Genomic DNA, 1,176 nt, shown 5'->3' on the forward strand with positions numbered 1-1,176 from the left:
ACGATTACCATCAGTGGTACACCGACTGCTTCGGGAACATTTAATTATACCATTCCGCTGACGGGTGGTTGTGGCAGTGTAAATGCCACAGGAACCATCACGGTTAATGCCAAACCAACAGCAAATGCTGGTTTAAATCAAGCAGCATGTTCAAATAATAACTCAATAACAATTTCAGGTGCAAGTGCAACTAACAATATTGGAGTCAGTTGGTCTACAAGTGGTACTGGAACATTTACAAATGGTGCTACTATAACACCCACCTATGCACCAAGCGCAGCTGATATTACAGCTGGCAGCGTTACTATAACACTAACTGCTCTTGGGAAAGCCCCCTGTGGGAATGTAACATCTTCTAAAACATTATCGTTTGTCAATGCACCAATTGCGGTTGCTGGCACAAATGTTTCATTTTGCTCAAATCCTGCTCAAGCAACACCACAAAATGCAACATCTGTTAATATTACAGCAGGTTCTAGTGCATCAAATTATTCAACCATAACCTGGTCTTCGAGTGGGAGTGGATCATTTACGAATGCAAATTCTTTGACAAACGCAACTTATACTCCAAGTGCGGCTGACAATGCTGCTGGGAGTGTTACACTTACTCTTACCGCATCAGGTAATTCGCCTTGTGCAAATGCAGTCTCACAAAAAACGTTAACTCTTACACCAAAGATTATTTTTAATGAAGCAGATTATTGGGCTGAGTTTGCTACCTGTTTAGGAATGGGAGTTGAATTTAGAGTTACTAATTTCCCAACTGGAGGAAATGGAAGTTTTGCCTATCAATGGATGGATAAAAACAATTGCGGTATTAGTGGCAATTCTAATCCAATACCTGGCGCCAATGGTACCTCATATTTGCCCACTAATAATGACTGTTATTGGTTACAAATAACATCTGGTGGTTGTACTATTCCACAAACACTAGTTAGCACTACTGAAAGAAATCGTCCCGGAGCTGATAGAGGGGGAATAACGATTAATAGTTCAAATGTGTGTGTTGGTGGTAATGCAACATTAACTGCCTCTAGTGAAGTTACCTACACCTATACATGGAGTCCTGCTACGTTTTTAAATACAACGAATGGGTCTAGTGTTATATTTTCAGGTGCTCCAGCGGGAACGTACACTTATACAGTTACAGGTACTAACTCAGAGGGTGGAGGATGT

At 41.0% G+C, this 1,176-nt stretch carries 1 protein-coding gene; it reads left to right on the forward strand.

Features of this window, described 5'->3' with window-relative positions:
• On the forward strand, positions 1–1,176 hold a 1,176-nt coding region (locus tag BUA53_RS21380; RefSeq protein WP_217653050.1), incomplete at both ends, for a hypothetical protein.

The organism is Flavisolibacter ginsengisoli DSM 18119, from assembly GCF_900129295.1.
Lineage (GTDB): Bacteria > Bacteroidota > Bacteroidia > Chitinophagales > Chitinophagaceae > Flavisolibacter > Flavisolibacter ginsengisoli.